General features: G+C 37.9%; 31 protein-coding genes. 11 read left to right on the top strand and 20 right to left on the bottom strand.

The window, feature by feature from the left end:
• The first annotated feature begins 105 nt into the window (after window positions 1-105).
• The 4 genes from ACOWPH_RS05105 (at window position 106) to ACOWPH_RS05090 (ending at window position 4468) form a co-directional block, all read left to right on the top strand.
• Window positions 106-1866: a DUF389 domain-containing protein gene (locus ACOWPH_RS05105; protein WP_015214343.1), complete on the top strand. Its 1761-nt coding sequence runs from the start codon at window positions 106-108 to the stop codon at window positions 1864-1866.
• Between the two features lies 1 nt (window position 1867).
• A complete protein-coding gene (locus ACOWPH_RS05100) occupies window positions 1868-2782 on the top strand; it encodes a YihY/virulence factor BrkB family protein (protein ID WP_015214342.1) in 915 nt (304 codons plus the stop codon).
• A 227-nt stretch (window positions 2783-3009) separates the two neighbouring features.
• Complete coding sequence (locus tag ACOWPH_RS05095) at window positions 3010-3513, top strand: DUF4112 domain-containing protein (RefSeq protein WP_015214341.1); 504 nt, start codon at window positions 3010-3012, stop codon at window positions 3511-3513.
• 19 nt (window positions 3514-3532) lie between these two features.
• A complete protein-coding gene (locus ACOWPH_RS05090; RefSeq protein WP_015214340.1) occupies window positions 3533-4468 on the top strand; it encodes an alpha/beta fold hydrolase in 936 nt (311 codons plus the stop codon).
• A gap of 635 nt (window positions 4469-5103) precedes the next feature.
• Here ACOWPH_RS05090 and ACOWPH_RS05085 read toward each other — a convergent pair.
• From ACOWPH_RS05085 to ACOWPH_RS05075, 3 genes are all read right to left on the bottom strand, one after another.
• Window positions 5104-5457 carry a hypothetical protein gene (locus ACOWPH_RS05085; protein ID WP_015214339.1) on the bottom strand — a complete coding sequence of 118 codons (354 nt, stop codon included), beginning with the start codon at window positions 5455-5457 and terminating at the stop codon, window positions 5104-5106.
• A 352-nt stretch (window positions 5458-5809) separates the two neighbouring features.
• The gene (locus ACOWPH_RS05080) at window positions 5810-6874 is read right to left on the bottom strand and encodes a D-alanine--D-alanine ligase family protein (protein ID WP_015214338.1); all 1065 of its coding nucleotides are present in this window, start codon (window positions 6872-6874) and stop codon (window positions 5810-5812) included.
• Window positions 6875-7025: 151 nt separating this feature from the next.
• On the bottom strand, window positions 7026-8387 hold the full coding sequence (locus ACOWPH_RS05075) for an NAD(P)/FAD-dependent oxidoreductase (RefSeq protein ID WP_015214337.1): 1362 nt from the start codon (window positions 8385-8387) through the stop codon (window positions 7026-7028).
• 432 nt (window positions 8388-8819) lie between these two features.
• Here ACOWPH_RS05075 and ACOWPH_RS05070 point away from each other — a divergent pair, with 432 nt between their 5' ends.
• From ACOWPH_RS05070 to ACOWPH_RS05060, 3 genes are read left to right on the top strand one after another with little or no spacing between them, the layout of a single operon-like run.
• Window positions 8820-9101 (top strand): DUF2281 domain-containing protein, encoded by a 282-nt coding sequence (locus ACOWPH_RS05070; protein WP_015214336.1) that lies wholly within the window; start codon window positions 8820-8822, stop codon window positions 9099-9101.
• Window positions 9102-9145: 44 nt separating this feature from the next.
• Window positions 9146-9397, top strand: a complete 252-nt coding sequence (locus ACOWPH_RS05065; RefSeq protein ID WP_015214335.1) for a type II toxin-antitoxin system Phd/YefM family antitoxin — start codon at window positions 9146-9148, stop codon at window positions 9395-9397.
• Window positions 9390-9812: a putative toxin-antitoxin system toxin component, PIN family gene (locus ACOWPH_RS05060; RefSeq protein WP_015214334.1), complete on the top strand. Its 423-nt coding sequence runs from the start codon at window positions 9390-9392 to the stop codon at window positions 9810-9812. Before ACOWPH_RS05065 ends, ACOWPH_RS05060 begins: the two co-directional genes overlap by 8 nt.
• 46 nt (window positions 9813-9858) lie before the next feature.
• On the opposite strand, the gene ACOWPH_RS05055 is transcribed toward ACOWPH_RS05060, so the two are convergent.
• A complete protein-coding gene (locus ACOWPH_RS05055) occupies window positions 9859-10227 on the bottom strand; it encodes an SET domain-containing protein (RefSeq protein WP_015214333.1) in 369 nt (122 codons plus the stop codon).
• A gap of 197 nt (window positions 10228-10424) precedes the next feature.
• Between ACOWPH_RS05055 and ACOWPH_RS05050 the strand changes: the two genes are divergently transcribed.
• On the top strand, window positions 10425-10898 hold the full coding sequence (locus ACOWPH_RS05050) for a hydrogenase maturation protease (RefSeq protein ID WP_015214332.1): 474 nt from the start codon (window positions 10425-10427) through the stop codon (window positions 10896-10898).
• A gap of 27 nt (window positions 10899-10925) precedes the next feature.
• Here the strand turns inward: ACOWPH_RS05050 and ACOWPH_RS05045 are convergent, their stop codons facing one another.
• The 4 genes from ACOWPH_RS05045 to ACOWPH_RS05030 form a co-directional block, all read right to left on the bottom strand.
• Window positions 10926-11300, bottom strand: coding sequence for a hypothetical protein (locus ACOWPH_RS05045; RefSeq protein ID WP_015214331.1), 375 nt, complete (start codon window positions 11298-11300; stop codon window positions 10926-10928).
• A gap of 19 nt (window positions 11301-11319) precedes the next feature.
• Window positions 11320-12606, bottom strand: a complete 1287-nt coding sequence (locus tag ACOWPH_RS05040; RefSeq protein ID WP_015214330.1) for a SagB/ThcOx family dehydrogenase — start codon at window positions 12604-12606, stop codon at window positions 11320-11322.
• Window positions 12593-13057, bottom strand: a complete 465-nt coding sequence (locus ACOWPH_RS05035; protein WP_042464862.1) for an ankyrin repeat domain-containing protein — start codon at window positions 13055-13057, stop codon at window positions 12593-12595. Before ACOWPH_RS05035 ends, ACOWPH_RS05040 begins: the two co-directional genes overlap by 14 nt.
• Before the next feature lie 153 nt (window positions 13058-13210).
• Window positions 13211-15343 carry an acyltransferase family protein gene (locus ACOWPH_RS05030; protein ID WP_015214328.1) on the bottom strand — a complete coding sequence of 711 codons (2133 nt, stop codon included), beginning with the start codon at window positions 15341-15343 and terminating at the stop codon, window positions 13211-13213.
• A gap of 414 nt (window positions 15344-15757) precedes the next feature.
• Between ACOWPH_RS05030 and ACOWPH_RS05025 the strand changes: the two genes are divergently transcribed.
• The 3 genes from ACOWPH_RS05025 (at window position 15758) to ACOWPH_RS05015 (ending at window position 17352) form a co-directional block, all read left to right on the top strand.
• Window positions 15758-15967, top strand: a complete 210-nt coding sequence (locus ACOWPH_RS05025) for a TOBE domain-containing protein (RefSeq protein WP_015214326.1) — start codon at window positions 15758-15760, stop codon at window positions 15965-15967.
• A gap of 202 nt (window positions 15968-16169) precedes the next feature.
• Window positions 16170-16748: a Uma2 family endonuclease gene (locus ACOWPH_RS05020; protein ID WP_015214325.1), complete on the top strand. Its 579-nt coding sequence runs from the start codon at window positions 16170-16172 to the stop codon at window positions 16746-16748.
• Window positions 16749-16779: 31 nt separating this feature from the next.
• Window positions 16780-17352, top strand: coding sequence for a hypothetical protein (locus tag ACOWPH_RS05015; RefSeq protein WP_015214324.1), 573 nt, complete (start codon window positions 16780-16782; stop codon window positions 17350-17352).
• Here the strand turns inward: ACOWPH_RS05015 and ACOWPH_RS05010 are convergent.
• From ACOWPH_RS05010 to nifK, 12 genes are all read right to left on the bottom strand, one after another.
• Window positions 17324-17575 carry a FeoA family protein gene (locus ACOWPH_RS05010; RefSeq protein WP_015214323.1) on the bottom strand — a complete coding sequence of 84 codons (252 nt, stop codon included), beginning with the start codon at window positions 17573-17575 and terminating at the stop codon, window positions 17324-17326. The genes ACOWPH_RS05015 and ACOWPH_RS05010 overlap by 29 nt on opposite strands.
• 86 nt (window positions 17576-17661) lie before the next feature.
• Window positions 17662-17958: a 2Fe-2S iron-sulfur cluster-binding protein gene (locus ACOWPH_RS05005; protein ID WP_015214322.1), complete on the bottom strand. Its 297-nt coding sequence runs from the start codon at window positions 17956-17958 to the stop codon at window positions 17662-17664.
• A 110-nt stretch (window positions 17959-18068) separates the two neighbouring features.
• Window positions 18069-18443 (bottom strand): HesB/IscA family protein, encoded by a 375-nt coding sequence (locus ACOWPH_RS05000; protein ID WP_015214321.1) that lies wholly within the window; start codon window positions 18441-18443, stop codon window positions 18069-18071.
• A 72-nt stretch (window positions 18444-18515) separates the two neighbouring features.
• Window positions 18516-19298: a HesA/MoeB/ThiF family protein gene (locus ACOWPH_RS04995; RefSeq protein WP_015214320.1), complete on the bottom strand. Its 783-nt coding sequence runs from the start codon at window positions 19296-19298 to the stop codon at window positions 18516-18518.
• A gap of 10 nt (window positions 19299-19308) precedes the next feature.
• On the bottom strand, window positions 19309-19626 hold the full coding sequence (gene nifW / locus ACOWPH_RS04990) for a nitrogenase-stabilizing/protective protein NifW (RefSeq protein ID WP_015214319.1): 318 nt from the start codon (window positions 19624-19626) through the stop codon (window positions 19309-19311).
• Complete coding sequence (locus ACOWPH_RS04985; RefSeq protein WP_015214318.1) at window positions 19623-19823, bottom strand: CCE_0567 family metalloprotein; 201 nt, start codon at window positions 19821-19823, stop codon at window positions 19623-19625. The genes nifW and ACOWPH_RS04985 overlap by 4 nt, the downstream gene beginning before the upstream one ends.
• 197 nt (window positions 19824-20020) lie before the next feature.
• Window positions 20021-20497 carry a NifX-associated nitrogen fixation protein gene (locus ACOWPH_RS04980; RefSeq protein WP_015214317.1) on the bottom strand — a complete coding sequence of 159 codons (477 nt, stop codon included), beginning with the start codon at window positions 20495-20497 and terminating at the stop codon, window positions 20021-20023.
• Window positions 20494-20913 carry a nitrogen fixation protein NifX gene (gene nifX, locus ACOWPH_RS04975; RefSeq protein WP_015214316.1) on the bottom strand — a complete coding sequence of 140 codons (420 nt, stop codon included), beginning with the start codon at window positions 20911-20913 and terminating at the stop codon, window positions 20494-20496. Before nifX ends, ACOWPH_RS04980 begins: the two co-directional genes overlap by 4 nt.
• Window positions 20914-21021: 108 nt before the next feature.
• Window positions 21022-22353: a nitrogenase iron-molybdenum cofactor biosynthesis protein NifN gene (gene nifN, locus ACOWPH_RS04970; RefSeq protein WP_015214315.1), complete on the bottom strand. Its 1332-nt coding sequence runs from the start codon at window positions 22351-22353 to the stop codon at window positions 21022-21024.
• Between the two features lie 106 nt (window positions 22354-22459).
• On the bottom strand, window positions 22460-23848 hold the full coding sequence (gene nifE, locus ACOWPH_RS04965; protein WP_015214314.1) for a nitrogenase iron-molybdenum cofactor biosynthesis protein NifE: 1389 nt from the start codon (window positions 23846-23848) through the stop codon (window positions 22460-22462).
• Window positions 23849-24262: 414 nt separating this feature from the next.
• Window positions 24263-24598 carry a Mo-dependent nitrogenase C-terminal domain-containing protein gene (locus ACOWPH_RS04960; RefSeq protein ID WP_015214313.1) on the bottom strand — a complete coding sequence of 112 codons (336 nt, stop codon included), beginning with the start codon at window positions 24596-24598 and terminating at the stop codon, window positions 24263-24265.
• Between the two features lie 195 nt (window positions 24599-24793).
• On the bottom strand, window positions 24794-26329 hold the full coding sequence (nifK, locus tag ACOWPH_RS04955; protein ID WP_015214312.1) for a nitrogenase molybdenum-iron protein subunit beta: 1536 nt from the start codon (window positions 26327-26329) through the stop codon (window positions 24794-24796).
• Window positions 26330-26836 lie beyond the last annotated feature (507 nt).

The raw sequence follows: 26836 nt of genomic DNA, 5'->3' as shown, positions 1-26836 counted from the left end.
AGCTTTCATTCCTGTGGGGTAAAACGCATTGCTAAACCCCTACTCCTGACTTCTGCTGTATATTGTTATTGTTACTGATACTCAAATCTAGTTAGCAGTTAAATTATGTTTAGACAGTGGTTTGCTGATAACTTGGGAATTAATCAAGCTCGGAAGGAACAAGTATACCTGGATCTATGTAGATCAGTAACTCTGGAAGATGTTAGCTATTGGATTCAGGTTTTATTTGCTGCGGGCATTGCTACACTAGGATTGGTCTTAAACAGCGCCGCCGTAATTATTGGTGCAATGCTAATTTCTCCATTGATGGGGAGTATTCTCGCTAATGGATTAGCATTGGCTGCGGGTGATGTCATCCTCGCTATGCGATCGCTTTCTAATCTTATCCTCAGTTGTATAGTTGCCATTTCCTTTGCTGTCTTCCTGGTGTCAGTATTACCATTTAAGGAAATGACTACTGAGATTGCAGCTAGAATTCGCCCGAATATCTTAGATTTAGTAGTCGCTTTATTTTCCGGTGCAGTTGGTTCAGTGGCAATTTGCAAAGAAGCAAAAGGAGTAGCAACTTCTGTTCCTGGTGTGGCTATTGCAGTGGCCTTAATGCCCCCCTTATGCGTTGTTGGTTATGGTATTGGTGTCGCAATTAGCGTGGATTCTGTCAAAGGGCTACAGGTAGCTAGTGGTGGGGGATTACTATTTTTGACCAACTTAGTAGCAATTACGTTCAGCGCCATGCTGGTTTTTTTAAGTTTACATATTGATAGTTATCAGGTAAAAGAAACAGTAAAAGTATGGCGGTCAACTGATAAAGAAAGTTTGTGGATGCAAAGTATTTTAGAAAAATTACCTGCATACAATAAACTCAAAAAAGTTGGAGGTCTTCCTGGCAGATTTTTGTTGATTTTTAGTACCATTGGCATCATTAGTTTCCCACTCAATCAATCTCTGAGCCAACTCAGACGCGAAATTTCTTTGCAGCAACAGGAAAATAAAATTCGGAGAACAGCGACGGAAGTATGGCAACAGGAATTTGAAAATTTTCCTAATGGTGAAACACGTTCTTATATTAGTAATATTTCAACTTCAGAAAAAAATAAGCGACTAACAATTCAACTTCAGGTATTTAGTAGTAAAGAATACACAAATGCAGAAAAAAATAATTATATCCAAATCTTGGCTTCTCGTTTGCAGAAATCACCAGAATTATTAGCATTGCAACTGGTTGAAATTCCGACAGCATCAAATGAACTTGTCCGCCAATTACCTGTAGAAAAACCTGCTGAACAAGTTGTTAATATTACTCAGTTGCAAGCTAACTTTTTTCAAGAAGTGCAATCTTCCTTAAGTGGTATACAACTTCCCCAGCCAGCAAAATTAATTAATTACGAACTAATCAGTAGTCCTCTGCAACCGTTAAGTATCCGCTTAATTTATCTGAGTGAAAGAGATATTGATAGAGATGCTCAAATGCTTATGGCAGATAATATTAGAAGTAAGCTTAATTACCAGTCTGCAAAAGTGACAATGCAGAGAATAGGAACTAATTTAGGAATTATTTCTTTTGAAAAAGATCAATCGGTAGTGACACCAGCTAATGCTAAGTTGTTAGATCGTGCTGGTGAAATTTTACAGCAACAGCCTAATTTAAGCTTAGAGGTGATAGTTAACCAGGAACTAACCGAACCACAAGATATCATTCAAGCGCGATCGCAAGCCATTCTAGAATACCTACAATTAAAATGGCAAATCAGTGACTACAGGATAGATACGCAAATAGGTACAGAACCTAAACCAAATGCCAAACTGCAAATTACAGTAGAATCACAGAAGAAGCCACCATTGGAGACTCTGCCAGAACCGCGCTAATATGCTTAACCCTCGTTTTATCAGATTTTTTCGCCACCTCAATGGCCGAACACTGAAGAAAACCTTTGCCAAGACTATGGAAAGAAGGCTTTTAGGACTAGCTTCAGAAATTGCCTTTAACGCCATGTTATCGCTATTTCCGGCTGTTCTTGCCGTGATCACAGCTATTGGATTAGTAGCAGAATCCTTGCAAAACACCTTTATTCAACTAACAGCGCAACTAAGTCAGATTGTACCCGAAGACGCGTGGATTTTAATTAGCGACTTTGCGACTACAGAGATTGCTGATTCTAAAAATAGGGGTTTGTTTTCTGCCAGTTTTGCGATCGCTATTTGGACAGCTTCTGGTGCCGTTAGTACCGCTATGACTGCTTTTGATCAAATTGAGCAAATTTCCCCAGAAGATATACGCCCTTTTTGGAAAGCTAAACTCATTTCTCTGGGATTAACAATTGGTACAATATTACTTTTAATTTTGGCTTCTTTTTTAGTATTTATTAGTGATTTCCTTTTAGGAATAGTGGTAAATAGCAATTCTTATTTAGCATTCTTATTACTTCTTTGGAAACTGTTCCAGTGGCCTTTAGCCTTAGTTATTGTTTCTGCCACTTTTAGTTTAGTCTATCGTTATGGACCGAGCGTGTGGAAACCAGGCATACCATTAATGCCAGGAGCAGTTTTAGCCGCTATATTTTGGGCGCTAGTTTCTGCACTATTCCGGCTTTATGTTAGCAATTTCGGAAATTATAATAAAGTTTATGGTACAGTAGGAACTTTTATAGTATTAATGTTGTGGTTGTGGATGAGTGCCTTTGTTCTCCTGGTCGGCAACCAATTAAATGTAACTGTTGGTGAATTTATACAGACAAAAAGGGAGCAATTTGACAAAACAAATAATATAAATCAGTCAATATAAGTATTAGGAGTTCGGAGTTCGGAGTTCGGAGTTCGGAGTTAGGTGCGTCAGATATTAAATGTCTATTGATTGTTGGTAAATTATCAAGTCTGACGCACCCTACAAAGCTGAAAAAGTGTTTACCAAGTACCAATTACCAATTACCAATTACCAATTACCAATTACCAATTACCAATTACCAATTACCAATTACCAATTACCAATTACCAATTACCAATTACCAAAAAATGTCTAATCCTCCTAATCGCTTTTCCATTGAACCTGATGGATATGCACCTAGATTAAAGCGTATACGTCAAATTAGTAGACTCTTAGATAATGCTATTACAATTCCTGGAACTCAGGTTGGTATTGGGTTAGATCCAATTCTCGGATTAATACCTGTTGGTGGTGATGTTTTGTCATTGATAGTTTCTATCTACATTATCATTGAATCAGCACAAATGGGTGTGCCTAGAGCTACATTGATCCGAATGGTTGCAAATATCATCATTGATGGTTTAGTAGGTGCTATCCCCATGTTGGGAGACTTATTTGATTTTGCCTGGAAAGCAAATATTTATAACATCAAGTTATTAGAAGATTACTTACAATCTCCTGGTGAAAAAAAGAAAGTTGACCAGCTATTTATTATTACCCTTTTTGCTGGGTTGTTTTTGCTTGCCATTGTCTTAATAGCATTACCCGTGATATTAATAAGAATGCTATGGAATGCCTTAACTGGCGGTTAAATTATTAATTAATTACACAATGCAAGACTGGTGGCAAGTTAACTTTCCCAAAGGGCAACAAAGTCTGATTATTCACGATGCTAATGGATATACCGCACAAATCGCTTATGGCGAAAAAGGTACAGGTAAGCCGCTAATTTTATTACATGGTCTGGGCAGTTGGAGTTATAATTGGCGGCATAGTATTAAACCATTATCTAAAGATTTTCGGGTAATTTGTTTTGATGCTAAAGGCTATGGTTTTTCTGAAAAAAATCTGTTTCGCCGAGAAGAAACTGGTCATCAAGTAATTGAATTAGAAAGAATTATTCAGGCTTTATGCGATGAACCACCTGTCATCGTCGCAGAATCTTTAGGTGGACTAGTTGCTTTAGCGTTAGCTGCAAAAAATTCCCTATTAATTGGGCGTTTAGTAGTCATTAACGCGCCTATCTTTGTTGAACATTTACCCCATTGGGCTATGGGATTACTTGCCCAAACACCGCTGGAAGTTATACATACAATCGACTTTTTACGTCTAGCATATTGGTTTGCACCTATAATTAGAGAAGTTATGGGTATAGAAAGACGCAAAGTGTTATTCGATCCTTCTATTCTCACAGAAGAAGATGTTTATTGGATAACTTATCCGTTTATTGAAATTCCGGGAACTTTGGTAAAGGTGGCTGAAGAATTGCAAATAGCAGTACGAGAAATTGAAAATTTCCAAGCTAAAAAGCCAAATATGCTCAGTCAGATTCAAAGTAATCTTAGCAATATTGAATGTCCTACACTAATTTTATGGGGTGATCAAGATAGTTGGTTTCCTCTTAGTCATGGAGAGAAATTACATCAACATATCCCTAATTCGCGCTTTAAAATTCTGCATAACTGCTATCATGATGCCTCAACTGGTGCTTCTCAGGTAGTGAATTCAGAGATTATTAAATTTTTGCATGATACAGATTTTTGTTAGAGGATGTTTGAAAACTTTTTTGTGTGGGATCTAATACTTGTATATCCCCCTAAATCCCCATTTTTAAAAGGGACTTTGAGGGATTTCAATTAATTCTGATACTTTTAAAATATCCTTTTATCCCTACTCTGACAGAAGAGGGATAACTCCGAACTCAGGTGATCCCAATTATCCATAAAAGAAGAGTGGGAGAAGGCATACCAATCGCCTTTAATCTCCCACTCTGCATTTGCTGCTGGAGCGTTCAGGAATATGTATAGACGCTGCCCGTTATTTAGGGGGGCTAAATTGTACGTCAACGACAGCGCCTGTATGCTGTGAATATTCCTTTGCAGCAAATGTTAAACTTGATTATTATTTTTTTGCTGAACTCATAGCCCAGAAAATTGTAAGTAGATTGCTTTTTCTCCCTAAGAAAGACTTTTTTAAAAAGCCTTTATAAGACTGATTTATTAATAGTAGTTGCCCCTGATAACAACACCCTTTAAGTCGTTTATCTTTTATTTAATTTAACTGGGTTCTTTACAGATTGGTTGCCAAGTTGGCACTTTTATCGGTTATCAATTTGAGGGGATGTTGTTTAAGTATTCTGATTATTCTCAAAACCTTACACCCTATACTTTTCTGCAAACCCGTTATGGAAGTTTAAGTAAGCGGAAGATTACCCAGCAACCAGTAGCACAAGTCAGAGCGATCGCTATTATTAACCATGAAGGTGTAGCATTACTAGTATCAGCGAATCTTGTGATTAGTTCCGCACTGACTAATTTTAAGGGGTTTTCTGCTTCCTTTTTTGGCACATCCCCAATATAACTTAGTTGATAATAACCAAAAATTGAGACTCCTACAGAAATCCCGAACAACCCTACAAACAAAAGCCAAGAATGCTTTACCAACAGGTTTTTAGCTGAGGGTGTATTTTTTGATGCTTCTAGACTAGTTTCTGTTGATTGGTTTGGCTTTTGCTTTACACCGTCACTATTGTCCATAATTAAGATCACGCTTGTATGCTCTAGTAGATTATTGTACTAGAAGACACAAGTATTATGGCAGAAGTCAGATTTACTCAGCACTTAATACTCTTTAGTTGTCCGTTGCCATTATTTTAGTTCGTAATTCAGTTTTGTATTGGCAAAAATAGTTTTTACCCAAACTTGACAGAAATAGGACTTACGCAAAACAGAACAAAAGTAGCGATAATACCGCAACGGGCAAGCAAGCTACATGAATTACCGCTACGTAATAATAAGGTTTTCAGCCATATCTTGCATAAGTCCTAAGAAAATTGAATATCATACTAATTTTTGCCAAATATCTTGCAGGAGTGCGATTATTGCTTTTTTACTCAGCACTCTTTAAATGTCTTTCAATAGCTAATTGAATTAATTCGTCTACTAATTTGGGAAAAGAAATACCAGTATTTGCCCAAAGTTGAGGATACATACTTGTGGCTGTGAACCCTGGTAAAGTATTAATTTCGTTAATTAAAATTTCTCCGGTAGCTTCGATATAGAAAAAGTCTACCCGTGCTAAACCAGCAGCGTCAACAGTTAAAAAGGCTTTTAATGCCATTTCTTGAATTTGCTGAACTACTGAATCTGTTAGATGTGCGGGAATAAATAAATCGGCTTTACCTTGGGTATATTTAGTTTCGTAATCGTAAAAATCACTATCAAACGTAATCTCACCAATAACAGATGCTTTGGGATTATCGTTACCTAAAACGGCACATTCTACTTCTCTAGCGACAACTCCGGCTTCGACAATAATGCGTCTATCATAGGTTGCGGCATTATCTAAAGCTAATTCTAACTCTTGGCGCGATCGCACTTTCGCAATTCCTACCGACGAACCCAAATTAGCCGGTTTAACGAAACAGGGATAGCCTAAAGTTAGTTCAATTTCATCACATAATTTCGGAAAAATACAAGGATTTGACCAAACTTGCGCCCTAGTTATCGCTTTATATTTTACCTGGGGTAGTCCAGCTTGAGCAAAAGCGGTTTTCATACCGATTTTATCCATTCCCGTAGCCGAACCTAACACCCCAGAACCCACATAAGGGACTTGCATTAAAGTGAGTAAACCTTGAATCGTACCATCTTCACCATTGGGGCCGTGGAGAATAGGAAACCACAAATCAATTTCTGCTGTTTGTGGTGGAAACTCCCATAAATTAGGGGTTACGGCTAGATTTTCTCTAGCCACACCAGATGATAAAACTTGCTGTGCAACTTCCCCAGCTTGCCAAAAACCATCCTTTTGGATGTAGAAAGGCACTATTTCGTACTTGTGACTATTTTCCTCTGCATTTAAAGCATTAGCGATCGCTCGTGCAGAAATTATTGAAACTTCATGTTCTCCAGAACGTCCACCAAACAGCAATCCCACCCGCAGCTTAGACATCTTCTGTACCTCGACACTATCTAAAGCAGATAGCGTACCACAGGGAATGCAATCTTAACCGATTAGATTTTCAAGAAATATACAGTAGGAGTTAGGAGTTTGGAGTTAGGAGTTAGGAGTTAGGCTTCAGGAGTACAACTGGCCAAAAATCTTACAGCTTAACGGGCTGCTTCTGTTCTTTAGTGGGGGAATGACTGCTATTGTTAACAGGAGGTGTTGCTGCTAGAAAAGCCTCTTTGCCTGTAATCAATCTAGAGCGTCGATTACGAGTAATATAATTCCATGCCCACTGAAATACTACTACCAATTTAGTGTCAAACTCAATTAAGAAGTAGATGTGAATTATTAGCCAAAATACCCAAGCTAGGAAACCGGTGAGTTTGATGAAACCTAAATCTACAACAGCTAAATTTTGCCCAATCATTGCCAAACTACCTACATCGGTGTAATGAAATTGTGGCAAAGTATGACCATGAAGCCGTAGTTGAATCAGTCCACCGACATATTCTCCTTGTTGTTTAGCTACGGGGGCAACACCAGGTAAGGGTTTACCATTTTGATGGGAGAAATTGGCTAAATCTCCAATTACGAAAATATTTTTATAACCCTTGATAGTCAAATCTGGTTCGACAATTACTCTGCCAGAGAAATCGCATTCTACATCTGTTCGTTCTGCGAGGACTTTGCCCAATGCCGAACCTTGAACACCTGCTGCCCACAATATAGTTTTTGAGGCAATATCTGTCAATTCATCGTTTTGCTTGAAAGTAACTATGTCATTTTCAATATTTGTCACCCTAGTGAGAGTGTGAATAACCACTCCCAATTTTTGCAGAGATTCTGCTGCTACTTTGGATAATTCTGGCGCAATGTGTGGGAGAATGCGATCGCCCCCTTGCAAGAGCAAAATTTTCGCTTCTGAGGTGTTGATGTTGCGGAAATCTTCTTTGAGAGTTTTGTATGCCAACTCTGCGATCGCACCTGCCAATTCTACACCGGTAGGACCACCCCCCACAATCACAAAAGTCAAAAAAGCACGACGTTTTACAGGATCAGTTTCTTGTTCTGCCGCTTCAAATGCCGAAAATATCCGCCGACGCATTTCTATGGCATCTTCCACAGTTTTCAAGCCAGGAGCAGTTTCTTTCCAGCTATCTTTACCGAAATAGGAATGGTTAGCACCTGTGGCAACAATTAATGTATCATAAGGTACTATTTGATCACCCAAAATAACTTGTTGCGCTTTTGGATCAATAACACTTACTTCTCCTAGCAATACTTTTGTATTCTTGCTTTTGCTGAATACAGATCGCAATGGTGCAGAAATATCAGCAGGTGATAACGTACCTGTCGCAACTTGATATAAAAGCGGCTGAAATAGGTGAAAATTCCGTTTATCAATGAGAGTAACATCTACATTTGCGTTAGCAAGAGTCTTTGCTGTATACAGTCCACCAAAGCCACCACCAACAATGACAACTTGATGTAATGGCTTTTTCTCAAGTGCTACCATAAGAAATATTTCCTTTTGTTAAGATTCCTGTAACCTTTCTTAACAAGAATGTAACAAAATCATAATATATTTTGCCGTTTATTTAGAACACTTGAAAAAATAATGAAAGTAGTCAAAGTTACTAATAAATCATTATTAAAAGAGAACTTATAAGCCAGTTCTAGGATACCTCTAAGATACTATTTTTCTCCGCACTTCAAACTTTAGCGATCGCACCCGCAGACATTATTGAAACTTCATGTTCTCCAGAACCTCCACCAAACAGCAACCCTACCCGCAGCTTAAACATCTTCTGTACCTCGACACTATCTAAAGCAGCGTACCCCAGGGAATGCAATCTTAGGGAATGGAAAATAGGGAAACGCTCAATTCAACCTACAGACGGGTTAAAATAAGAACTAAAGACTCAAGCAACCCAGCTTAAATATTAGTATGAATCTACAAGAGAAAACCATTGCTCAAATTCAGCAAATGCCACCTTCTTTATTTCAGGAAGTCAGTGATTTTATAGACTTTCTATTTATCAAACATAGCAGTAATAAGGGAATATTAAATGATTTTCCAGAGTTGACAGAGGAAGATATCAAGGCTTGTGAGGAATTATGGCTTCAGTTTAGCGAATCTCTAGATATAGCTGAATCGGATTTTTCTGACTATTTATCTAATTTAGGAGATTATGAAAAATGCTTGGCGCGTGGAGATATTCAGTGGTAGATATCAACCAAATTGAGTTAGGATAAAGAGAAAAGAGGTATATTATGATTTACCTATCTGCATCGGAAGCAAAACAAAATTTTACAGAATTTTTAGATAAAGCCCAAAAAGAACCAATAACCATTCAACGCCAGGATAAAGATTCAGTTGTAGTTCTGTCAGTCTTAGAGTATCAAAGATTGACTACATTGTTAAAAGAGGAGTTTCAGCAATTTTGTGATCAAGTTGGTAAAAATGCTGAAGCTAAAGGCATGACAGAAGAAAAACTCAAAGAAATTCTTGACAGTGATGATTAAGCAAAGAATCGTCATTGATACTAATTGTTTTGTGAGTCGTTTACTAACTCCCAAATCTATTACTTCTCAAGCCGTTCGTTACGCTTTTGATCACCATCATATTCTTGTCTCCTCTGAAACACTAACAGAATTAGAAAGGGTTCTTTCCAGGAAAAAGTTTGATAATTATGTCAGTTTGGAAAATAGACAAAAATTGATTTTGTATTTAAAAAGTATCGCTGAGATGGTTGATGTTTTAAATCCTGTACAAGTCTGTCGAGATGCAAAAGATGATAAATTTATCTCACTTGCTATTGATGGCAGTGCTAATTTGATTATTACAGGAGATGAGGATTTGTTAGTCCTGAACTCCTATCAAAATATCCATATTGTATCACCAAATAATTTTTTAGCACAGATAAAACTTGAACAATAACTCACTCCTGTTTTACTCTCTGCGACTCTGTGCCTCTGCGTGAGACTCATTCCACCACATCAAACCAAACAGGCGATAAATCATCAACTTGCCCATTATAATTAACAGTAATTTCCTCACCTGCTCGAATATCTTTATGAGCAATAATTTCAATTACATTTTTAGAAAAATTCTTAACATAAAGCGCATTGGGATGATAAGAATGATTAAAAAGTGAAGCAAAGCCCAAAGCTATAGCGCCACTTTCCCCATGCCAACCAAAATAATAATTTAATAAAACCGTTTTGACAATTAATTTAACTTGTTGCTTAGGGATAACAATCACTGCTGCTTTTTCAATTACCTCTCCTTTAGCAAAACTCTTCTGAGCAAATATACCTCTACCTTTAGAGTCTGTATCACGAAATACTAGCATATACAATTCTGTCTGATGGGTGAGAAATATTGTGTAGGACTAATCACGCCAAACGCAGAGAGAATAAAGATTTTAGTGCATGACTTACGGCTGCTATAGCCACTATAAAGTTAATAATCAAAGATATAGTCAAAATTTCCGTAAATATTAATTTTTCCCCGCCGATATAATAAAAATCATGTTATTATAAATATCCCATGCTAACAATCATTGGATGTGGAAATCTCAATCGTAATGACGATGCTGTAGGCGTAATCATCGCCCAACGTTTACAGCAATATCTCGCCCAAAACCCTCACCCCAACATCCGCGTTTTTGATTGTGGTACTGCGGGAATGGAAGTGATGTTTCAAGCGAGAGGAAGTGAAAAATTAATTATTTTGGATGCCAGTTGCACAGGTTCCGAACCAGGTGCTATATTTAAAGTCCCAGGCAAAGAACTAGAAGCACTGCCAGAACCTAGTTACAACCTCCATGATTTTCGTTGGGATCATGCTTTAGCAGCCGGGAGAAAAATCTTTGCAGATGATTTTCCTCAACAGGTGACAGTTTATTTAATTGAAGCAGCTAACCTTGATTTAGGCTTAGAATTAAGTCCAGTTGTCCAACATTCAGCCGATTTAGTTTTTGCAGAACTAATCACAATTTTCAGCCAGAATGTTATGGCTTAATTAATAGTCCAAAATCCCGAATTTAGCTTATGCCCAATCACGATAAACTGATAGTTCATCTACCCTCATTTCAAATGGTATGCCATTAGTTTGTGGGGGACATACGCGAATTTTAGCACTGCTGACAATGCTGTAGAGTAAACTTCCCATTGGCACGATTTTTTGCAAGACTCGCCAGTTAGTAACTTGATCAGTGCATTCGATTACCAATGTTAAAGCACTAGCATGGGTTGTCACATACCAACGACAATCGGATAATAGACCTTGAATAGTGCGATCGCACCCATCATAAAAGTACCTACTAATAGAATACTCTAATTGTTGCCGCAAAATAATATCAGCTGATGTTGGCTGCATAGGGTGCTTATCATCAGCATGAGAATCAAATTGTCTTCTAGCCATTTCTCTTGATTTTCCTATTTTATTTACCAATTGCCATTACATAAAGCACATCCTTATTGGTTCCTAGAAACTCTTGGGCTTCGTCATCATAAAAAGCACCAATCCCGCTACAATCTATGCCCCAATAATTGCTAAATAGATACACTCTTTGTCCGATAAAACCAGCTAATTGCATCGCAGTTTGATAGCTGAGATAATCGGACACAAAAAACAAAGTTACAGCGCAGTCTTTAGCCAGCGCCTGATTAATGCACAAGTAACCTGTTTTTTCGCTAAAATCACCCGAATTTATGAGATTCCTACCGTTATATAAACCGGGTGTCATTCCCTCGACACGATGCACCACCGAGTAAATTTCTATTTCCTCAAAATTCTCACTTGGTATTGGTTGTTGAACATCTTGCAAAATTTGCCAATAGGTTTGTTGGGAAATAGACTGCTTTTGAAAACGTCGAATAGAACGCCTGTTCAAAACGTTCTCAAAAAACCTTTCTCGGTGAAAATTAAATTGAGGATGTTCTAGATGTTGCTGGTGACTAAGTTGCCATGATGTTGCTTGATAGGCATCTTCAATGAATTCATTAGCTTGAAAATAATCAGTACCACAAACAAAAGGAACTGGTAGTCTTAAGCGTCTGACTGACTTTTCTTGCGTTTCTCCCGATATCACACAACTAGTAATAAACTCCTTATTCTCAAATCCTAAATCAGCATTGAGAGAGAGTTTATCAAAGTCAAAGATTAATTGGATGTTTTTTTCGTGAAGATATGCTGAAGATGCGATCGCACCTAAATGGTGTCCGCTATCCAAAAAGCAATACCTCATGCTCCTGTCTTGATATTTCCAGCTAGACCTATAATAAACACAACTAACTAAAAAAATGAATCCATTGATACGGTTATTTGGTATAACATAACTCTCCAACCCATCATCAATTAATTCATAGATCAGTGTTAGACAATGATTCTCAATTTCCAGATGATAGATAGCATCTATAAATCCCTCAACACCACGTATTTGAACATAAACCTCCGTCGGGTATAACGCGCCTGCTGAGGGATTTACCCGGAGTTTATAAGGGCCATCCTTATAAATCTTTTCAAAAGTAATGGCGCTTGTTAACCTGATAAAAGCATGAATTGGATTATCGAGATTTAATCTCACTCGCCGATAAAATTTTGGATAAACTTTAAAGGTGCGAGGTTGAGTTGATGCATCCACATAATTGGGATTCATCTGCACTGATAAGTAAGAATGCTTGGTAGACTCGTGACAGGCTTCTTTAGAAAGCTTACTGTGTGGCATTTTTCAGTAACCTTAAAACTTCTACATTGCTGGCAAAGTCAATTGCTTTATAGTCGTCCAAATTTTGTAAATTCATGTTAGGATTATGTTGTAATAGCAACCTCACTACTTCTGTCTTTCCAGCCGATGCACCATACATCAGGACAGTTGCGCCATTATCATTTTGATTGTTAATATCAATGTTGACTGACAGCAACAAATTCATTAAATCGTAGTGATTGCCAAAACAAGCGAACCATAAAGCATTATTGCGATCATTGTTTCTAGCGTTGATATCTGCACCCGCATCTATCAGTTCTTTGACAACTGGGTAGACTCCCTCTCTAGTAGCTTTCATTAAAGCTGTATCACCATTTTCACCACGCTGATTTAAATCTTCAGCATTGTAGCTATTTGCTATTAGCCAATAGCTAGTTTGTGTACTTAATTTGGGCTGATTTTTTTGACTCATAATTATGACTATGAACACAACTAAAAACGTAATGATGAGCATTACTCACCATATTTAAAAACACTATTTCAATTTTCACAAACTATTAGTAGCTGACGAACAATTTATAAATCAGCATAAAATAATTTGTCAAAAATAATTTATTGAGAATGACTATTTACGTAGTTTATCTATATTTTTATCTAACAAATTTTGACTTAGAAGCCGATGTTTACGCAAAAAATCCTCAAAATAGGGACTTAATAATTGACTGCCATAGGCAGAAAGGTGATTGTCATCACTAAAAATTAATTGGCTATCTAAGTAATGAGAACATTTTTCAATTGGACATAATTGCTCAATGGTATCCCAAACAAACAAATTTGAAGATACTTTGGCGGCATTATTCATGGCATTTATCGTATTTTTTCTATACTCTAGAACTGTTTGTTTGTCGGTTAAACATTCTGGATTTGAAAATTGACATTGAGCGGGATGCAATTGATGTTCTGGTATTGGTGCAAGTAAAAGTATAGATATATTTTTGGACTTCAATCGGTTACTTAATTGAATAAAGTCTTTTTCTAACTGTAAAGCGGCTTCTTTGATAGACAATAATTTATGCCCTTGGGTTAAAAAAAGTTGAAAGATGCCATTTTTATAATTTTCTGATAAAGTATTGCCGATAACAAAATTGGCAAAAAACGGACTGTATCTAGAATGAATAATCAGTAGACTATTATTATTAGCCTTCTGTTCAATATATTTAAGTATCTTATCAGTATTTAGACGACAAAGATTTGAAGATATACTACGAGTCATGTTTATGTTTATTGGGCAAAATTGATTGCCAAAGAAGAAAAGATCATGATTAATTAATGTATTATTTACTTCTAACATAGGTAATAGAGAGTGGGCATGACTATCACCTATTAAAAAAATTTGTGGTGATGATGAAATGGATTTTATGCCTCTTCGACGACAATGTTCAAAATCAATATTTGGATGATTTTCATTTGCTAAACAATTACTAAAAATTGCTTTTAAATTTAAATTTTTATTCACTTTATCAGCAACAAGATATCTTTCGAGCGATGTTGTCTTTATGTATGACTCTCTTTTTAGATAAAAATTATCATGAAACACTTCTTGAAGAGAACCTACAGTGATTATTACTGAAACTATCGCAATTAAAACGGAACCAAAAATAACTTTAGATTGGTTGATTTTAGATTTTCGGATTGGTTGTTCTAGGCAATAGTAAGAAATTAGTGAGAATAATATTGTCAGAGAAGTCGCCGCAAAATATGTTAAGATTGAATTCAAACCAACTGTCCAATTAAATAAAACAAAAATTGGCCAATGCCACAAGTATAAAGAATAAGAAGTCTTGCCAACGTAAGTAAGATATGATTTGCCAATAGCTTTATTTATGTTGGCATACATAGAACTGCCACAAGTTATAAATAACAATGTTCCGACAATAACAGGAATAGCCAAAGGAAAAGGGAATAAACTATTATTTGGAGTAACAAAGAAAGTAACTATAATAAGAAAGATAGAAAATAATTGTATAATTATATTTGTTTTTTTATTATGTGTAATAATTTTTAAGTGATTATTTGACTGCAAAATAAATAGAATAGAACCGATTTCCATCTCCCAAATTCGGCTTCCTAAAGAATAGTAATTCCATTCTGGTTTATAGGCAGTAATTAATCCGGCAATTATTATGAATAATGCAAAAGATAAGAATAATATAATTGTTCTTTTTTTATTTGTAATTTGTTTTTCTTTGCCGTAAATTGCAAATAATAAAAATGGGAAAATCAAGTAGAATTGTTCTTCAACTCCTAAAGACCAAGTGTGAGTAAAAGGGTTTAAGCTAGAATCAATATCGAAGTATCCTTTCGTAATATCCATTAAATAAATATTGGATAAACCCACTAATGCATGAAGACCTGTCAGATAAAATTTTCCTGTCTCTATCGGCCAAACTAACAAAGAAATAAATAATGAAGTGATGAGGATACAAGCTACTAAAGCAGGAAAAAGTCTTTTAATTCGCCTTTTATAAAATTCAAAAGTATCTCTTATTAATCCCTTAGATTCTCTTCGTAAAATAGAAGCAGACACTACATAACCAGATATTGCAAAAAATATATCTACACCGACAAAACCTCCAGGTAACCAATCGTTATTTAAGTGATAGATTAGTACTGCAATAACAGCAAGACCTCTAAGAGCATCTATATCTGGACGATATGAAAATAAATTAGTATTTGCTTCTGATTTTTGAAGTTGCATAGAAAGCTTTGTATAGATTAATCCGCATCATATCATAATAGAACCGTAAAATAATTACAAGAAGATAATAACCTGGATTTGTCAAAAATCTTACAATAGCTGCACTTTCTACGAGACGCTGCGCGATCTCCCAAGGCATCACATCCTTCATAATTGCCAGCCAACTAAGTAGATTTGTGTTAAAAATAGTCATTGAGACAAGGCAGAGCAGAAACCATTTTCCGCCCTATTTACTTTTGTTCACACATTTTTGTTATCTCATGTCCACCTACTTAGATATTTTCAATATTTCAGTAATTCTGTTGGGTTAATTATCTCTTATATAAACTTGTTAAAAAAATCTAAAAATTTACCATTAATATATAAAATTTGTTAGTTTATTCAGTATAAATAACTAAAAGGAAAATAAAAATAATGGAAATCAGCGCCAGAAATACCTTTAAAGCAACTGTGAAAAAAGTTACCCCTGGTTCAATTAATACAGAGGTAACTTTAGAATTAGCACCTGGTGTAGAAGTAGTATCTGTCATCACTAAATCATCAGCAGAAAAGCTAGGTTTAGTTGAAGGTAAAGAGGCTTATGCTGTGATTAAATCATCAGATGTACTTATTGCTGTTGACTAAAAATTCAGCAATTTTTAAAGTCTAGGACGGGTAATGCGATCGCGTAGTTCACCGCAGGTATTGCTTTTCCTGTATATAGTTTTTGGAGAGCGATACCTTTAGTAAGCTACATGATCGCATGGCGCGAAATTTTCATCAAGATGTAGATAACTTGATTTTATCCTTGTTGCTATAATCAAAACAAACTTGCAAAAATTTGGATATGATAGCTATTCCCCAACAACCGCCAAAAATGACCATTGAGGAATATCTCACTTGGGAACTTAACCAAGATATTCGTTATGAATACATCAATGGCGAAGTTTTCGCTATGACAGGTGGTACAATTCCCCACAATGATATTGCTCTAAATCTTTACAGACCTCTATATTCTCATCTCCGTTCTAGAGCTTGTCGAGTCAATGTCTCAGATGTGAAAGTGCAGGTTAGTCCTCAAAGCCCATACTTTTATCCTGATCTTATCGTTAGTTGCGACCCTCAAGACCTCAATGCCCTTAAATTCATTCAAAATCCCAAATTGATTGTTGAAGTTCTTTCTCCTGGGACAAGTAGTAAAGATAGAGGAGAGAAATTCAGATATTATTTAACAATTCCCAGTTTACAAGAATACATATTAATTGATTCGGAAAAAATCTCCGTTGAACGTTACTGTCGAGGAGAAGGAAGAATGTGGCTTTACTATCCTTACACTACTGGAGATATCATCACTTTATCAAGTATTGAATTTGAATTTCCGATTGAAATGCTTTATGAAGGCGTTGGATTTGAAACTGAAGAATAAAAACACATTTCACAAATTAGGATATCTATAAATGAGCAATAAAAAGAATAATATGGATGAGGAAAACTTAAGCCCAGAACAATCCATTATAAAAACAATATCTGAAGCTGGTATGAGAGATACTGGTTTTGATATAGCTGAAGTGTTCTTAGATGATAAGCTACTAGAAAATCTTCAAGATGAAACCTTGAGTAACATTCCAATTATTAAATCAATTTATTCTCTAGTAAAGTCTGGTATTGCAGTACGTGATTACCTATTTCTGAAAAAAATACTATATTTTATATCGGGTTTTAAGGAAGTTGATGACGAATTCAGAAAATCTCTAGAAGATAAATATACAGATCCAAAATATAGGCAAAATATGGGACAGGAACTATTTAATGCTCTGTCTAGGTTCGACCAACTTCGCAAAGCCGATGCCCTATTTAAAGTTTTTGCAGCTTATATAAGAGATGAAATCAATTATCAGCAATTTAGCCAATATTCCTATATATTGCAAAATATTGATTTGAATAACTTAAGAATTTTAACAGACTTTTATTATTCAGAAAAATATTTGATGATTTATTTTATCAACCATCAACCACACGGACATAAATAGCGCGGGCTGTTTGCCGATCTATCGTCATAGAAATATTATTAAATTTAACGATTAAAGAGGGAAATTGCTGTTCTAAAATTATACTATTTCCGGTTGTTATTCCCATAGAAATGAGTTTTTTACGAATGCTTTCATCCTGAGTTTTACAGGAAATTATAATTCCTTTTTCTCCTGGCTTGAGCAATTCTAAAGAGCAACCTGTAAAACTAAAAGGAGTAAACATTGCGGAATAAAAATGAAAGGTTAAAATTAAAAGAATGAAGGATGATTAACATCCTTCATCTTTGTACAAGCTAAGACATTAAAATTTTAGACTAGATAAGGCTCTTGATGGGTTTTAATTGTGCAGTTAGAGCGAGGGTATGTAACGCACAATAGAGCGAAGCCTTTGGCCATTTGATCATCATCTAAGAAGATTTGATCATCTTGGTTGATTTCACCTTCTACAACCTTACCTACACAGCTAGAGCAAGAACCGGAATGACAAGAGAAGGGCAATTCAATACCGGCTTCTTCTGCTGCATCTAGAATTGTAGTTTCTTCGTCACATTCAATTGTGGTGTCAAGGTTGTCTTTTTTGTTCAACAATCTTACTTGATAAGCCATTTTGCGTTCTCCTCAAACATTAATAAGGTTAGCTTTTCTGAAGTGCTTCAGACTCTCTGGTGCAATTCAAAATTCAAAATAAAGAATCGAATTTTTGAACTTTGAATTTCTTAGCTGCAAGGTACACCTTCAGGTGAACAATCACCTGCTTTAAAAGACTTTCCACAACCGCAGGTATCAGTTGCATTGGGATTGGTGAACTTGAAACCGCTGTCCATTACTCCCTCAACAAAATCAATTACTACACCTTCTAATAAGGGCGCACTTTTAGCGTCCACGTAAAGCAACACATTTCCTTGTTGGGTTACGATATCATCTGGTTGAGGCTGACTTGTAATGTCGATTCCATATTCATAGCCACTACAACCACCATCTTTGACAGAGATGCGGACACCTTTTGTGGCTTTATTAGATTCGTCGGTTGCGGAACCTCTTAAAAATGCCCACAGACGAAATTCTGCTTTTTCTGTTAAAGTAACAGCCATTTTATTTCCTGTTCTGTAGCGATTATTCTGATTTTGAGATGTGGGAAATTGCTTTTTTGGCGGAACGGAATTTTACACCGTTAACGGTTGAGATTGGGAGTATCTCCAAGGTGCAGTATTGCCGCAGACGGGACAATTGCGATCGCGGTGAGAACGACGTTTAGCAAATTCCATTCTGTTTAAGTCAATCGTCAGCAGTTCTGACAATAGCGGTTGACTAAAACCAGTAATTAGCTTTACGGCTTCTAAGGCTGTTAAACAAGCCAAAGTCCCAGACACAGCCCCTAGAACGGAAAAACCGCGCCGATCCCAATCAGGCTTTTCTGGAAACAGACAGGATAAACAAGGGGTGACACCAGGAATAATCGTGGTGAGGTAAGCCTCCATCCCGTCCATAGCTGCCTCTACCATTGGCTTACGCGATCGCACACAGGCTTCATTTAACAAGTTGCGTTCGGTGAAATTGTGAGCGCAATCCAAAGCCATATCCGCCGATTGCACCAATGAGTCCACATTTTCTGCGGTGATGTAATCGTGAACTACGTCTACTTCCACATCAGGATTGATGGCTTTTAGTGTTTCTTGGGCTTTGAATACTCTAGGTTTACCCACCCAGTCGTCAGTCATTAAAATCTGACGATTCATATCATCCAGCCGCAAATCACCACCCCGGACTAAGATTAGCCGCCCAACGCCTGCTACTGCTAAGTAAAGCGCCGCCGTACCGCCTAATCCCCCCACACCCGACACCAGAACAGTCGCTGATTTGAGGCGCTTTTGAGCCGCTTCGCCAAAGTTCGGAAGCATCATTTGGCGACTATAGCGTTCTAATTCGGTAGGCGTTAGGTTGATCAATTTATACCTCCTAATCAGAAGTGATTTCTGTCAGCGTGACTACATTCTTTGGCTTATCGTTAAACACTTTGAACAGCTTTTGTTCATGGGGTGTTGATTCAATAAAAACTTCATAAGCTTTTTGCAAAGCTAAGGAATATTGAGTTAATTTTTCTGTATCACTCAAGTTAGGAGAAGTATTATCAATCTCTTGCATATATTGAGAGAATTTTTTCAATATATGGAGACGATTTATGTTTACAAATTGTTGGTCGTAGGGCAGTTGAAAGAAGATAAAATATTCTTCTGCATCTGCGAGTTTATTGAATTCTTGAATAGTTCCAGTCATTTTGCACTCTCCAGTTGTTTGAGTTGCTGCTTGAGTTCATCTAATTGTCGGTAGATTTCATAGGTTTCGGCGGCAACATCCATCAGTGTTTTGTAATCTGCTGGTAGTCCTTCTGCTAAATCGTGCAGATCCATTTTCATTTGACCTGCTTTGCTATTTAGCTTTCTAATCTTTGTTGTGAGTTCCTCGATGGTCATTGGGAATTGGATTTTATTGAACCGCAAAGGCGCGAAGGACGCGAAGACAAGAAGGAAGAAGGTAGGATAATTCGTAAGAATTCAGGATATAGAATGTTTGATATAGCAGGGAACTCTTAACAGAAGAGAAAAATATTCTTCTTTCTTCTCCTGACTCCTGACTCCTGACTCCTGACTCCTGAATTCTTACCAATTTGTTAAATATTTCCTACTTCGGGGAAACGTTTGGCTAAATCAATGCCTTTGTTGACGAATGATGCTCCTTCTTCTTCCAGTTTTTCTAGGGAATCAAAGCCGTAGCGATGGGCATCACGTAAGGTTTTTACAGTTAACAATAAACGACCTGAAAAGACTAATGCCCAACCGAATCCTTCATGACCTAAATCAACTACAACATGAGAAATTAATCCGGTTTCTTTCTCGATGCTGGAGGCTACAGCCCTGAAGAAGGCGTTAATTCGTGATATTGTTGCTAGGTCAACTTCACCTTCGATGGAAATTTCTCGTTTCTTTTGTTTGGTGACAACAAAAGGTTTTAAGATTAATTCGTCAGCCCAATTCCGGTAAGTTCCATAAGTATCTTGTGCCCGGATTTGTTGAACTAATGCTTTGAGAAATGGTGAAGTTATTGGTGTGCTTGTAGCGGTTCCGTTGACACTGTTATTTTCACTCATACGGCTGCTTCGTTTTCTACTTCTTCTGCAAAGTTTGTATTGGTTTTGTTCAAGGCTTTACGCAACCAAGGTGGGGGGTTGCCTTTGAGTGTTGTGACTAATTTGTTCAGAATTTCTTCGATTTTTTCTTCTTCTGATTTAGCCTTAACTGGTGTTACACCTTTTTTGATTAAACGAGCGGCGGCGCTACCACCTATGGCGACTACATAAACGATTGTACAATCATTTAATGCCTCAAGTTTAGGTGTGATTTTATCTTCGTTACCGTCTTCTTTGAGGTCGCCTTCAAATTTCAGAGTTTCGAGGAATTCATATCCATTGTCTGAAATTTCATAAACATCTATTTCTTTAGCCCAACCGAAGTGAGCATTAACATGAATTCTGTCTGTTGTGGTGAAGGCAATTTTCACGTTCATTTGTCCTTTGTCGGTAAAAAGAGGGAATGGGGAATGAGGAATGGGGAATAGGGAATAGGTAAGAGTTGATTAATTTATTTCTGTCACCTGTCACCTGTTCCCTGTCACCTATTCCCTATTAATTACTGATGACCAATGATTTATCATTAATGTCTCTTCGTGTTCTAAAAAGAGGTTTCCCATCCCAAATAAAACTTCCATTGTGCCGCGATAGCCTACTTTGGTAAATAAGCCATTTCCTAATCGGTCGTAGATGGGAATTCCGAGACGGTAGAAGGGGATTTTGAGACGTTTGGCGATTGCATTCACGTTGGAGTTACCAATCAGCAAATCCGAACCTACAGCCAATTCTTCTAAATCTTCTAAGTCGCCGATAGTAACGCTTTTGACGGGAAGATGTTCTAATAAATGCGATCGCGTGGTTGTCACAGCAGCATGAATAGATGCCCCCATTGACTGCAAAAAATGCACCATAGACCAAAGTAAATCTGGTTCTAGCGCTAAAGATACCCGTTTTGCACCGAAGTAAAAGTGAGTATCCAACATTGCATCTTGCAACTGACGACGTTGACGGCGATATTTTTCGGGTACGGGATTACCGCTCAAAACCGCTAACGCTTGCAGGAACTCATCCACAGGTTCTAAACCTGTCAAATCCTTAAATACTTCGTAATCTGTGCCAAAACGCTCTTGCAGAATCTTGGCAGCACCCCGCATACTTTCACCCAAAGCCAAAGTGAAAGCCGAACTACCCAAGGAACGCAATTGTTTAAGAGTTGTCCCGCTAACCGTCACCGCACTATATTCATCCTCCAGATGTCCATCTAGAGAAGCACCCAAATCGGGTACAAAAATTGCTTCAAATCCAAAAGCGGTGACAATTTCCCGAACTTCCTGCACATCTCCGGGAGTGAAAGCAGAACCAGCCAAAATGGTGATTTGTTCCGGTTTAATTCCGCCGGTTTTGGGAATCTCTCTAACAATGCTTTCTACAGCTGCTGCAAAACCATCTTGTAACGCACCTTTAAAATCAGGAGTCGGGGCAAATGCGATCGCTAAATAGTCAAGTTCAGGATGACGTTTGCGGATTTCCTTCAAAAAACCCTCAATATCATCCCCCCTAGTTTCCGTTAACCCAGTTGTACACAAACCGATAATTTCCGGTTTCGCCTTTTCCACCAAAGTCAAAATAGCTTGCTCAACATTTTCCTCACCACCCAAAATAGTAGTGACTTCCGTCATAGCTGTAGTAGCAAGAGGAATTGCCTCCCGAAAATGCCGCACCAAAACCACCTTAGCAAAAGCAGTACAACCTTGAGAACCGTGAAACAAAGGCATAGCACCCTTCAACCCCAAAAAAGCCAAAGATGCACCCAAAGCCTGACTTTGTTTCAGCGGATTAACCGTAAGAGACTTGTTTGGAGTATTAACAATTGCCATAAATTAATCTTTCATAAATTTTAAACTTTGTAGGGGCGAAGCATTCGGGCGATAACCTATCGTTGAAACCATTGATTTTCTGTCCGAATGCTTCGCCCTTCCCCTCCTACTTTGAAAGCACTTCCTCTTCATCCCAAGGAGCCGGCTTACGTATTTGTTCCCAGACAGGACTGTATAAAGCCTCATACAACTCCCGCGCCATTTCCACCATCCCCACATAACCCGCATAAGGATGGTGACGTTCTTGGTTAATATCCAGAAAAGGAATCCGCGCCTTCAAAGCCGTATATTGATTCCGTCCCCCAGCAATAAGCATATCTGCGTTAGTATCTCGCACCAACTTCAATAATTCTTGGGCATTCCCCTTCTCCAACATAATGCCATCATTGCCCAACAACTTCTTAATTTTGGCCTTATCTTCCTCTGTACTTTTGCGAGTACTAGTTGCAACAACTTCAATTCCTAAATCATTAGCTGCCGAAATAATTGACCAACTTTTCACACCGCCAGTATATAAAACCACCCGCTTACCTTTCAGGCGTTCTCTATAGGGAGCAAGTGCAATATCTAAAGCCGCAGTTTCATCAGCAATTAACTTTTCAGTCCGTGCCATTAAATCAGCATCACCTAATTTTTTAGCAACAGTTCGCAGACAACGGTTAATATCATCAATACCATAAAAAGACTCTTCAATGAAAGGAATGTTATAACGTTCCTCCATTTTTCGTGCCATATTTAACAGCGCCCGTGAGCAAATCATTACATTTAATTTAGCCCGGTGAGCATAACGAATCTCTTCATAACGAGCATCACCAGTAATTTTCGATAAAACGCGAATACCTAGCTTTTCAAATAAAGGCAAAACGCCCCACATTTCTCCAGCAATATTGTACTCACCAATTAAATTAATATCATAAGGCGTGGTATATTCTGGTTCAGCAGTTCCCACTACATATTCTAGTAAAGCTTCACCACCAAAGCGATTACCCAGATTTTTACTACCAATAAAACCCGGAGCAATAACAGGAATTACAGGAATACCAATCTTCTCAGCCGCAACCTTACAAACTGCATCAACATCATCACCAATCAGAGCAGTTACGCAAGTAGCATAAACAAATATCGCTGCTGGTGTATAGCGTTCCTTTAATTCCAAAATTGCTTTATAGAGCTTTTTCTCACCACCAAAAATGACATCATTTTCACCAATATCAGTGGTAAAACCAGTCTTATAAAGCATAGGGCCAGAAGAGAGACTACCACGACTACCCCAAGAATTACCAGCACAAGCGATCGGCCCGTGAACCAAATGAGCAGCATCAGTAATAGGTACTAAAGCAATCATCGCCCCATCAAAAGCACAACCCCCTTGAGCCGCACCTGGTTGAGCTTGTTGTGTACAAGACTTGTTTTTCTTTTCTCCTTGTTTCTTTTGATTATGTTCGCATCCTGACTCACTAAGTAACTCGTTAATTTTGCCTTGGGTAATTTTCATCTCTCGTCTCGCGTTGGATGGAAGTTGTTAATTGAAATGTGAGCAAACCTGAATAGACTTCCCGCAAAATTCCTCTTCACACAATATTTACACAGATAAAGTTTCAGAAAAGATATCTATTTAGCTGTCGCTGAATTTTTCTGGCATTGAATATTGCCAATAAACATATAAACTTAAATTCACAAGAAATCATGAAGTACAATTTCCTATATCATTATTGGCATTGCTGAACTTACAGCATTTCATGTATTTAAACTACACTCTAAATTAATTTATTTCTGCCTTGGTGCGAAATATTCATTAAGATGTGGCGCATTTTCATGAAAATTGCTGTAAGTACAAAAACTCCATATTTCTCTTTGCACCTCTGCGCCTCTGCGTGAAGTTTCTCTTAGATGAAATAAGTAACCAGTACTAGCAAATGTACCTTGTGACATCTTCCCCACAAACATCAGCAAGGTAAGATAAAGCCCGAAATCTTAAATAAACAAACTCATCATATAACGGATTGAGTTTGCACAATGGCGGAATATGTAAAATCCACCCAAATAAATTAACATCTCGCTCAAAAGGACAACAGCAGGGAATTACCTGACAAAATACATGAGCAAGACGAACATTTTTTACTTCAATTCCATCCACCCATCTTCGCAAGGGCTTGAGAATATCAAAAGAACCAGAATCTTTAGAATTAGGTGGATGGTAATTAGGCTGAGGATGTGGATGAGTGTGAGAGTGAGTTGTTTCCATAATACATAATGAAGGTAAATGCAATGAAAAAAAGAAAAGGGAAAAGGAAAAGTTGGAATTAATTCAATTTGCAAAACTCATAACTTTGAATTTTGATATTTGAATTTATTTGTCTTTTCCTGACCCTTAATTGACAAGTGAGTAATACTACAATTCTTTGCAGGGGTGGGGGAAACCTCATCCCCAAGGACATTTCTAACGAATCAAGTCGTAGGAAATATCTGTCTTAGAAGGAATATTGGTATGTTGGTCGATATCTTCAAAGATTGTGTTAACAATCCAGTTGAGGAGGTTGATAATACCTTTATAACCAACAGTAGCGTAACGGTGGTAGTGGTGACGATCCATAATAGGATAACCAATTCTTACCAAGGGAACCTTACAATCACGCCACAGGTACTTACCGTAGGAATTACCAATTAACAAATCTACGGGTTCTGTGAACAAGAGTGATCTCATGTGCCACAAGTCCTTACCACCCCAGATTTTAGCACCCTTACCGAAGACGCTAGAATCTAACAATGCTTGCAGTTCTTTCTCAAATACTTCGTTGGTGTTGTGAACCAAGATATGTACAGGTTCAGCACCCATTTCCAACATGAAACCAACTACGCTGTAAACTAAGTCAGGATCACCGTAGATAGCGAAGCGCTTACCATGCAACCAAGAGTGGGAATCGGTCATTGCGTCAACAGCACGACCACGTTCAATTTCCAACTCTTCAGGAATAGCCTTGCCAGTCAATTCGCTGAGTTTCATCAAGAACTCATCAGTTCCCTTGATACCCCAAGGACGAGAAACACAAACGTCTTGCTTCCATTCCTTAGCAATGTACTCACGGGTTTTAGTGGTAGAGTAAGCCTGCAGAGCAACAGTAGCCTTGGCGTTGATAGAATCTGCTGCATCTTCCAGCTTAGTACCACCTGGGTACATATCGAATTCACCAGTGTTGGGTGAATCAACATAGTCACTGTTATCAGATAAAACAGTGTAGTCAATACCCATCAAGTTAGCCATCCGCTTGATTTCGCGGTTGTTTTCTACGTAGGTGTCAAAACCTGGGATAAAGTTGATTTTACCATTGCTCTTGGCTTTCTTCTTACCTTCGGTCAAGGTAGAAAGAATTCCCTTCATCATGTTGTCGTAACCAGTGATGTGGGAACCAACGAAACTAGGTGTGTGAGCAAAAGGTACTGGGAAATCTTGAGGAACTGAACCAGCTTCCTTCGCGTTACCAATGAATGACTGTAAGTCATCACCGATAACTTCTGCCATACAGGTGGTGCAGACAGCAATCATTTTGGGCTTGTAAAGGCTGTATGAGTTAGCCAAGCCGTCAATCATGTTTTGCAGACCACCGAACACAGCAGCGTCTTCTGTCATGGAAGAAGAAACGCCGGAGAATGGTTCTTTGTAGTGACGGGTTAAGTGGGTACGGAAGTAAGCTACGCAACCTTGAGAACCTTGAACGAAGGGAAGAGTACCTTCAAAACCTACAGCAGCAAACATTGCTCCTAAAGGTTGACAACCCTTCGCTGGGTTAACTGTTAAAGCTGTACGTTCAAAGTTCTTTTCACGATATTCCCAGCTTTTTGTCCATTCTGCAACTCGTGTTACTTCTGCGGGGTCGTGACCGTTTTCAAACTGTCTCTTGTTTTCAAACAGTTGTTGGTATTCTGGCTGGTGGAATAACTCAACGTGATCCTTAATATTTTCTGGATTCTGAGGCATTTTGTGTATCTCCAAGCTTGCTGTGTGTTGTTTTTGCTTTTGGGGCGGGGTTTCTCCACCTTTGGGGGAAGTCGGGAATGTGGCTCAAAATTCAGAATGCAAAATCCAAAATCCGAAACTTTGAATTTTTAATTTTGAATTTTGAATTTCCAACTCCCCCCTGGGGTGTTCACCCCAGGCTATCCCTGTACGGGCAGGGTTGCCCCTACTCTCTGGTGTTTCTAGACGGAAGCTTTAGCCTTAGCTTTAGCTTGAGCTTTCTTGTTCCAGGGAGCGCCGATTAATCCCCAGGTTGGGCTGTTTAGCGCCAAATCCATGTCACGAGCAAAGATTGCGAATCCGTCGTAACCGTGATAAGGACCGGAGTAGTTCTTCTAATGGTTTAATAGCTTTTGACTTCGCTATGTTTGCAGTGAGCAATGTCAGCGATAAACAATGTATGCAGATAACACATTTATTTTTAGTCTAAATATAGGCTAATACCAACCTCTCGTTCCCAAACTCTGA

The organism is Anabaena sp. PCC 7938 (genome assembly GCF_049315035.1).
In the GTDB taxonomy this organism is placed as follows: domain Bacteria; phylum Cyanobacteriota; class Cyanobacteriia; order Cyanobacteriales; family Nostocaceae; genus Anabaena; species Anabaena cylindrica.
The sequence above is the reverse complement of the archived record's forward strand: the minus strand, read 5'-3'. Positions and strand labels throughout refer to the sequence as shown.